6 protein-coding genes are annotated in these 8,710 nt (G+C 69.7%); 5 read left to right on the top strand and 1 reads right to left on the bottom strand.

Annotation, left to right across the window (positions count from 1 at the left end; genetic code table 11):
- Positions 1 to 63 precede the first annotated feature (63 nt).
- Positions 64 to 2,889, top strand: coding sequence for a hypothetical protein (locus ACFU5K_RS14835; protein WP_384060850.1), 2,826 nt, complete (start codon positions 64 to 66; stop codon positions 2,887 to 2,889).
- Positions 2,890 to 2,998: 109 nt separating this feature from the next.
- Here ACFU5K_RS14835 and ACFU5K_RS14840 read toward each other — a convergent pair whose 3' ends face one another.
- Positions 2,999 to 3,379 (bottom strand): hypothetical protein, encoded by a 381-nt coding sequence (locus ACFU5K_RS14840; protein WP_384060853.1) that lies wholly within the window; start codon positions 3,377 to 3,379, stop codon positions 2,999 to 3,001.
- Between the two features lie 59 nt (positions 3,380 to 3,438).
- Here ACFU5K_RS14840 and ACFU5K_RS14845 point away from each other — a divergent pair, with 59 nt between their 5' ends.
- The 4 genes from ACFU5K_RS14845 (at position 3,439) to ACFU5K_RS14860 (ending at position 8,358) form a co-directional block, all read left to right on the top strand.
- A complete protein-coding gene (locus ACFU5K_RS14845; RefSeq protein ID WP_384060856.1) occupies positions 3,439 to 3,837 on the top strand; it encodes a hypothetical protein in 399 nt (132 codons plus the stop codon).
- Positions 3,834 to 6,554: a tetratricopeptide repeat protein gene (locus ACFU5K_RS14850; protein ID WP_384060863.1), complete on the top strand. Its 2,721-nt coding sequence runs from the start codon at positions 3,834 to 3,836 to the stop codon at positions 6,552 to 6,554. The genes ACFU5K_RS14845 and ACFU5K_RS14850 overlap by 4 nt, the downstream gene beginning before the upstream one ends.
- A gap of 581 nt (positions 6,555 to 7,135) precedes the next feature.
- Positions 7,136 to 7,669, top strand: a complete 534-nt coding sequence (locus ACFU5K_RS14855) for a hypothetical protein (protein WP_384060866.1) — start codon at positions 7,136 to 7,138, stop codon at positions 7,667 to 7,669.
- A gap of 164 nt (positions 7,670 to 7,833) precedes the next feature.
- A complete protein-coding gene (locus ACFU5K_RS14860; RefSeq protein ID WP_384060869.1) occupies positions 7,834 to 8,358 on the top strand; it encodes a hypothetical protein in 525 nt (174 codons plus the stop codon).
- The last annotated feature ends 352 nt before the right edge of the window (positions 8,359 to 8,710 follow it).

The following is an 8,710-nucleotide window of genomic DNA, read 5'->3' on the forward strand; positions in this document are numbered from 1 at the left end:
GGGAGCCCGGTCGGTCCCGCGAACCCTGTGAGTCCCGTGAGCCCTGCGATCCCCGGTGGCCCTGTGAGATCAGCCGTCAGCACCGACGTCCCGGACGGCCGGGAGACGCCCTTCGACGCCCTGCGCGGTCAGCTCCAGGAGGCTGCGGCCGAGTTCGCCGACGGTCCCGACGCGCTGCAGGGCATCCTCCTCGGCATCGTCGACGACGTCGACCGCGCCGTCCACGAACCGCTGGAGATCTTTCCCGTCTGCCACCACTCGCCCGCCTCGGCGGTCGCGATGGCGCGACGGCTGCGGGAGAAGCAGCCGAAGGTGGTGTACCTGGAACTCTGCGAGGACATGGCGCCGCTCCTGTCGGAGCTGCGCAACTGCCGTCTCCCCGTGGCCGTCCAGGCCTACGCGAGCGAGGTCGAGGGCTTCCCCGCCGAGTGGGCACCGCTCTCGGTCGTCGCCCCGATCACGGAGGCATCCGCGGAGTACCAGGCCATCGCCTACGCGCTGGACACCCCAGGCGTCGAACTGGTCCTCGTGGACCGGTCCTCGGACCACGTGTTCCAGTGGCAGGCGGGCGGGACGGAGCCAGCCGGTCCCGACGACCGGCCCACGGAGGAGGAGGCGGCGCTGCACGGCGACGCCGTCGGGGTGGAGATCGGCGACCTCCGGCCCCGCTTCGCGGAACTGGAGGAGCACCTCCTGCACCACGGCCGGGTGCGGCACTGGTCGGAGTGGTGGCACCAGTACGTCGAGCTGCCGCTCGGCGACAGCGACCACGACACCTACCGGCAGGTGATGCTCCTGATCGGCAGCCTCTTCCGGCGTCTGGCCCCCGGCGACCCGGGGCGCGTCCGCGTCGACGAGGACCGCGAGCGCCACATGTGGACCCGGATGCGCGAACACCTCGCCGCGACCGGCACCGATCCCGTGGACTGCCTCTACGTCTGCGGCGCGTTCCACGCGTCCAGCAGGGTCGAGGAGTTCGGAGTGCACGGCAGCGACACCTTCGACATCAGCCCACCGAGCGGGAGCACCTGGCAGTACGGCCTGATCCCGTCCAGCCACGCCGCGATCGAGGCACAGTTCGGCCTCGCGGCGGGCTCGGTGTCGATCGCCGCCACCCAGTGGGCCAAGAACCTCAGGCGTACCCGCGTGCAGCCGTTCCGTCTCGCCGGGCAGGCAGGCGCCAGGAAGCCGGGAAAGGCCGCCGCGACGGCCGTACCCGTGGCCCCGGTGGAGCCCGCCGACAAGCTGTCCGGCTTCCTGCAGAGCCCGCCCGCCCTCGACCGGCTGGACGAGGCCGAACTGCTCGGCTGGTCGGTGGAGATCGTGCGCGCGGCCCGTCGTAACGGCTATCTCGCGTCCACCGCCGACGCCATAGCGGTGTTCGAGACGTCGATCCTGCTGGCCGGCATGCGGGACCGGGCGAGGCCCACCCCGTACGACTTCCAGGACGCGGCGGTCACCTGTATCGAGAAGGAGACCGTGCCGGGCCGGCGGGACGTGCGCCGGCTGGTCGAGATCCTGATGGGCGGCGACCGTGTGGGCCAGGTCGGGTACGAGGCCCTGCCGCCCCTGGCGCGGGACGTGCACGACAGGCTCGCACCGCTGGACATGAAGCTCCAGCAGCACGGCGTGCAGCGGGCGTTGCTCGACATGACGTCCCGGCCGGAGCTGCGGCAGTGCTCCGACGTGCTGTGGATGCTGCGCCGTCTGATGCCGCACGGCGCCGCACGGCCGATCATGGGTGAGCGGGAGCTCGGAAAGAGGCCGGTCCAGGAGTCCTGGGACCTCGCCCTCGGCACCCACCAGCGGGCGCTGATCGAGCTCGGCTACGAGGGCGTGAGCATCGAGCAGGTCCTCGAACAGCGGCTGCGCCGGGTGGCGTACGCTCCGGACGCCACCACCGCGAAGGTCCTTGAGGCCGTCGAGGACGCCGTGCTGTACCTGCGCAGCGACCGCCTGGCCGACGAACTGGGCACCCGCGCCCTGGAGGTGCTGGCCACCGAGCGCAGCGTCGACGGAGCGCCGGAGGTGCTGCGCCGGGTGCGGAGGCTGCTGGCCCACTACCGGATCAGCCGCCCGGTGCTGCCGGCCTGGATCGAGTCCTTCGCGAAGACGGGCTACGCGCACTACTGCACGCTCCTGCCGACGGCGTTCACCGACGAGGACGCGACGGTGCGCCAGGTCGCGGCGATGCTGGGTTTCCTGTTCAGCATGGAGAGCCTTGCCTTGTCGCTGGGGTGCGACCGGACCCAGCTGGATCTGGCCTTCGGACAGTCGCACCCGCAGGAGCCGTCGAGGGTCGCCCTGCTGTGGGCGGCCCAGGTGCACCTCGGGCAGCTCTCCCGCACGGACCTGCGGGCACGGTGCGACGCGCTGCTGGACAACCCTCTGGTGGTGCCCGCCTACCCGCGTTACCTCAGCGGCTTCCTGCACGCGCTGGAACCGGTCCCGCAACTGGTGGACTTCGTCGTCGAGGCGGTGTCGAACGCCTTCGCGCGGCTGCCCGACCCGGTGCTGCTGCCCTGGCTGCCGACGCTGATCACCAGCCTGCGGTCCGAGGGCGCCGACCTGGCCCCGCTGCTGATCCGTGAGGCGGGACGCGTCTTCCCGGGCCGGCTGCCGGCGCTGGATGCCTGGGTCCCGCCCTGGCAGGCGGCCCCGGAGGCGCCTGCCGCCCCTGCCGGGTCCGGTGGCGGCGCGTCCGGCCGCGCGGCACTGCTGGCCACGCACCCCGACACCTGCGACAGCCTGGCGCGGCTGCTGGGCTGCGAGGGCACCTGGGAGACGGAGGCCGAGGCCCCGGGCGGCGCGGTACTCGGCGGCGCGGCACTCGTCGGCCACCACCCGGAGACCGCCGACGCGCTGGAGGCGCTGCTGGCTGGAGCCTGAGACCGGGCACGCACCACGCGCCGGCGAGAACTGCAACAGCGGCGGCGCCTGCTTCGCGGCCGGAGCGGGCCGGCCGCACCGCTTCGCGGGCCGACATTCCCCGGTCGATTCAGCTCAGCAGTCTCAGTGCCGCTGTGGCAAGTCTTTGGGCGGTGAACTGTGGTGCGCAGGCCAGCAGGATGAGATGACTGATGGTCATGCGGACGATGGCATCCGCCGCTGTTTCGAGAGCCTCTGCGCCCTGTGTCGGGTACCGCGCGGCCAGCCAGCTCTGGACCAGGCTTTGGCCTGCATCGATGATCGGGTCCGCGCGGGCAGTGAGATACAGCGGATGACCGGCGCCCGGGCCGTGCGCGAGACAGGGCGACCGCACGGAGTGACGGACGCCGCCGAGGGTCCTGGCCCCCCGGCGGCCGACCACCGGGCCTCCGTGGACCGAGCCCGACCCGGCGGTTCTCGCCCGTTCGCGGCGGGAACCAGGAGCGCTCACGCGTGCGTTCCTAACAGGAGCAGCACGCGCGGAGAGCAACAGATTGCTAGGGGGACAGGATGCTGGAAGAGGCTCTGGTGGCGCTCGCCTCGGCGAGCGGCACGGCAATGGCGCAGTCGGCGGGTACGGAGGCGTGGGCGGCCACCCGAGAGCGGGTCGCGCGCCTTTTCGGTCGCGGGGACGACACCTTGGCGCGGCTGGACCGTACGGAGGGCGCGGTGCGGGATGCGGGGCCGGAGGAGCGGGATCGGGTACGGGAGGCCGAAGGGCTGACCTGGGCGCTCCGTTTCCGGGAGCTGCTCGAAGCACTGGAGGGCGACCGTCAGGACAGGGCGGCTGAACGGCTGCGGGAACTGGGACAGCCGGTCCAGTCGGTCGCCGGGAACACCTTCACCGGCAGCCAGGTCCAGATCGGCGACGGCAACCGGCAGGACATCCGGATCGGCCGGGACGCGTGACCTCGGTGCCCTCCGGGGCGCGGGGCGCGGGAGGGGTGTCGGGCAGCGACTTCACCGGCAGCGCGGTGCAGATCGGCGACGGCAACATCCAGCACATCCATCAACGTGTAAGTGCCGTCCGCGAGTTCTATGTGATGGGCCGTCTCCCCGAGGTGGCGCCGCGGGTTGGCCGGCGCAGCGAGGTCCGGCAGGCGTTGGACTGGCTCAAGCCCGGGGCGGGAGTGCGGGGGCCCTTGGTCATCCACGGTCCGGCCGGGGCCGGGAAGACCCACCTGGCGTATGCGGTGGCCCAGGAGGCCCGCCGGGGCGGCTGGTTCGACGGCGAGATCCAGGTGACGGTCGGCAATCGGCCGACCGAGCAGTACGACTCCGTGCGCGCGCTGAACCAAGTGCTGCGCATGCTGGACCCGGAGGCACCACCGTCTCCGCCACTCCTCGACCCTGAAGAGGCGCGCGCCCGTTACCTGGCCCGGCTCGGCGGCCGGCGGGTCCTGGTGGTGGTGGACGGCGCCGCGCACGCCGACCAGGTCGTCTCCCTCCTCCCACCGTCTCCCGGCCGCCTTGTCGTCACCAGCCGAGCCAAGCTGACCGGCCTGAATCCCGCACCACGGCATCTCGGGCTGGGGCCGCTGCCGCCAGGGGACGCCGTCGCCCTGCTGTCGGCGGTGCTGGGGGCCTCCTCCGGGGCGCGCGACGAGCGGATCGCCGGTGATCCGTCGTCGGCGGCCGCGGTCACGGATCTGTGCGACCGGCTGCCGTTCGCGCTGATGCTCGCCGCCCAGATACTCGTTGCCCGGGAACGAATGACTGTGCGAGAGCTGCGGGACCGGCTCGCCGACCGGTCACGGCGGCTGACCGAGCTGGAGGGGGGTGCACGAGGGGTGAAGGCGGCTCTTGAGGAGTCGTTCCGGTTGCTCTCGCCGGCGGACCAGGCCCTGTTGCGGCTGTTGCCCTCTCACCCCGGGCCCTACATCGGGGCGGACGCGGTGGCCGCTCTCGCCCGGATCGAGCCCTCGGAAGCCGCGGACCGATTGCACGCGCTCTACTATCTGCGGTTCCTCGAACACGGTGATCCCTACCAGGGTGGCTTCCGCTTCCAGGACCTGGTCCTGCTCTATGCGGAGGAGCTGGCTGACGCGGTGCCGCAGGCCCAGCGGGACGCGGCCGCATTACGGTTGCTGCGGCACTATGTGGCCAAGACGGCAGACGCGGACCGCGAGTTGTCGGAGGGCTCCACGACGGCCATGACCTGGCTGGACGCCGAGCGGCCGAACCTTGTGGCGGCGGTCCTCCACGCCGGCACGCGCCCTCTGCTGCGCGCGGACGCGGTCAAGCTGACCCTGAAACTGACCCGCTACTTCGACGTGCGCAAGTACTGGGACGACTGGGTGCGCACGCACCGTCTAACAGCTGGCCTGGCGGGACCGGCCGGGCAACAGGCCCACGCGAGCACCCTCCTGAAGGACCTGGGCCGGGCCTACCACCAGCAGGGGCTGACCAGTGAGGCGTACCACTGCTACACCGAGGCCGTCCGAATGCTTCCCGCAGGCGCCCGCTTCGCGTCCGAAGTGCTCACCGTCCTCCGGTACCGAGCGCTGTGCGAGATGTACGACGTAGGCGACACGGACCTCCCCGTCAGCACCCTGGAGGCACTGCTGGCCGTGGCGCGCGCCTTGGCGTCGGAGGTGCGCGCCGCCGCGGCGGGCGGCCCGCAGCCCTCATCGATCGACACCGCCGAGGTCGCCATCCTGATCAATCTGGGTGTCGCGGAGACCCGCGACGGTCGGCCCTGCGAGGCGCTGCGCCACTTCAATGAGGCCCGTAGGCTTTCCGGCATCGACGGTGACCGGCAGAGCGAAGGCCGGGCCTGGCTCGGCATCGGCAACCTGCACCACCGGCTTGAAGACCTCGACCGGGCGCGACGGGCGTACGAAAAGGCTTCCGCCTGCTTCGCCGGTCTCGACGACTTCGGCCGGGGCCAGGCGGAGTACAACCTCGCTGACCTACACATCACGGCCCGGCACGCCCGCAGGACCCGCCGGCATCTGAACGCGGCCGCCGACGCCTTCGCCCGCGTCCCGTCCGAGGAGGCAAGGCGCTGGGAACAGCTGGCCCGGAGGAACCGGCAACACGTCGGCCTACCGGTCGTCAGCTGGAGCGGACTTACCCGTCCCCCCGCGTTCGCCCCGCTCGGTCCTCTTCCGGCCCTTCCGCCGCCGTTCCTCGCGATGGACCTGCCGGACATCCATCCCGATACTCCGGAACGGATGACCACCTTCGTGTTCCCCCCGCCGCCCGATCCCCACTTTGCCGCGCCGTCGCCACATCCGCCGGGACTCCCCGACGACCTGCCGGACCGCGGGCTCCCCCACGCCTCCGAACCCGACACCCCCGGGGCACTCACCGACCAGGAGCCACCGGACGAGGCCGCCGACCCGTCCGAGCTGCTGGCCCCCTTAGGCCTGTCAGACGGAACCTCGGACAAGGGCGACGCCCACGCGAAGAGGGACGGCGGCGCAAGCGAACCAGCCAGCGGAGAATCCCGTGCTGCGGATCCTCCCGACATCCGTGAGTCCGGATACGGGAGCTCAGGCGGACACGACTCGTCCTACTCCAGCGGTTCGTACTCGTCCCCGTCCACGGCATCGAGCTCAAGGGACAGCCATGAGGACAGGTCCGGACACGACTCCGACGGGGGCGGTTACGACCGCGACTAGGCACTGTCCGGCGGTCAGCTGCCGCCGCCCTGGCTGCCTGCCGCGAGCTCGGTCACCGCCACGCCGAGGGGCGGCGCTGAATAACCTCGGCGCCGCCCTGCGCCAAGCGCGCCGGTTCGAGGAGGCCATCGAAGCACTGACTCAGCCCGGATCCACCGGCTTGATGCCTGTGGATAGTCTTCCGGAAACGAAGAAGTGCCTTGTGACCTGCGATGATGGGGTTTCTCTAGGACCACATCAGGCACGATCGGCAAGGCACTTCCGAGATGCAATCTTCCCATGCCGCGGCGGCGGTCTCATCCGCGTTCGATGATCCGAACCTGATCGCGTACGGCGGGCTGGAGCCGGTGGTGCGGCAGCGCCGACGGCACCTACCTGCTGGAGTCCGACACCTACGACGCAGCAGGAAACGCGCTCTCCCAGACCATCGACAACGGCGAGACCGTCGAGAAGTACAAGGCCGACGCCGCTTCCCGGATGACTTCGCGGGCTGCGAAGCAGCGGCACGATCGGCTGCGCGGCGATCGCGGGCGCGGCCGGAGCCCTGGTCGAGCAGGGATTCTCCTGCGCGGAACAGGGCGGTGCCGCATGCAGTGTGGGCGCGTTCGCCGGCTCGGCGGTCACGGGGCACAGCCCAGGCCGCCGACGTCCGGCTCTACCACGCGAACACGGTCACATACGATCTGACGATCGGAAGCCTGCACACGTACTACGTGGAGGCTGGGAACACGCCGGTACTGGTTCACAACTGCAACGAGTCGTCGACCGCCGACCCGACGCACTTGCAGGCTCGTGTGGATGCCGCGACTAAGAAGCTCGGCGCGGGAGCGCGCTGGAAGACGGTAGGTGGCCTCCACGTGCCAGAGGGCGACGGCCTCGACCTGTTCGCGGTTGGCGCTAGAAGCGAGTTCACTGACGCTCAGATAGCACTCACGGACGAGGAAGATGAAGCCTTCCGCATGTACCCCCGGTTGCCCAAGAAGACGGATGCGCCCCTGATCTTGGGTCACAACCACGCTGAAGAAATGTTGCTGACGGAAGCCGTCAACCTACGTGTAACGCCACAGTTGTTGATCGCGAGTAACGCTTCTGTGATGAGTCTTGTGCGCCGCTGATCGAGAGGCTTGGCGGCAAGATCGTGACGCCCAACATGGCCAAGTGGTAGTAGAGTCGGGCGCGCGACACGGACTTGGTCGCGCGCTCGCTCTTTACTGATTGGCGGTACATGGCAAGCCAAAATCCAGCTCGGAAACGGGCTGTTGCGGAGCGGTGGTTCTCCATGGCCGTGGCGACTCGAGTCAACTCCGTAGTTTCGGTCTTCTTTGAGAGCTTCTACAGGCAGGCGGACTCGTTCGCCGCTGTCCAGGCGGTGGAATCTGCCTGGCGAGAAGTGGGTGCGGAGCCTGAAGTGGAATTTCAGCTGGAATCTGTTCCTCTGGTAAGTCACCTCAAGGAGAAGGTCACCGCTGCGGAGAAGGCGTGCAGTGGAGCCGTTTGTGCGGCCCTTGAGGCCGCCAGGCTCGTGGCTTCGTATCATCGCGACTCAGATCCTCGTGTGGCCGAAGTGGTTGCGTCGGCATTCGCTATGGCACTCGAGTTTGATCGTCATCAGATCGAGCCACCGGAAGGTAATTCGAGTTGGTTCTCCTTCGAGAGTCGAGGGCAAGCCGATCTTGCCGACCGCGTTTTGCGCGGCGACATTCAACCGGAGCCTCCGGCGCAGTATGAATTGCGATTCAAGGCCGGTGAGGAGTCGATGGCGTATCGGCGAGCCTTGAAGAAATGGATCATGGCTGATCGGTGACCGGAATCCTCAAAGAGATCGTGTGGATCGTGACCTGACTCCGTTAGGAATTCCCAGACACCTCCCCGCTGACGCCCCATTGAGGGAGTGGGAGCGCGTCCGACGGATCATGGACAGGTGGGCAATGAGGTCCCCCGAGGTCTCGAGGGCCGAAGGGGAGCACGCTACGAGATCTCTTGGACGTACACCGTCAGCGATGAGGTGCCCTGGGCGCGGATCCCGGGGTCTTCGAATTTAGTGGGGGTGTGCTTCCCGTCGGCTCCGCCGGGTGGTTGCACAACGTGATCGGAGCCGCTGGTTGGCGCGGTTACGGAAGCCGAAGGCGTTACGCGCTTCGAGCTTGATGAGGCGG

This window comes from Streptomyces sp. NPDC057428, assembly GCF_042803195.1.
Classification (GTDB): Bacteria; Actinomycetota; Actinomycetes; order Streptomycetales; family Streptomycetaceae; genus Streptomyces.

Bases quoted from the DNA above. Each gene is read 5' to 3' on its own strand.
- ACFU5K_RS14845 (WP_384060856.1), top strand. From the start codon at position 3,439: ATGCTGGAAGAGGCTCTGGTGGCGCTCGCCTCGGCGAGCGGCACGGCA.
- ACFU5K_RS14860 (WP_384060869.1), top strand. From the start codon at position 7,834: ATGGCCGTGGCGACTCGAGTCAACTCCGTAGTTTCGGTCTTCTTTGAG.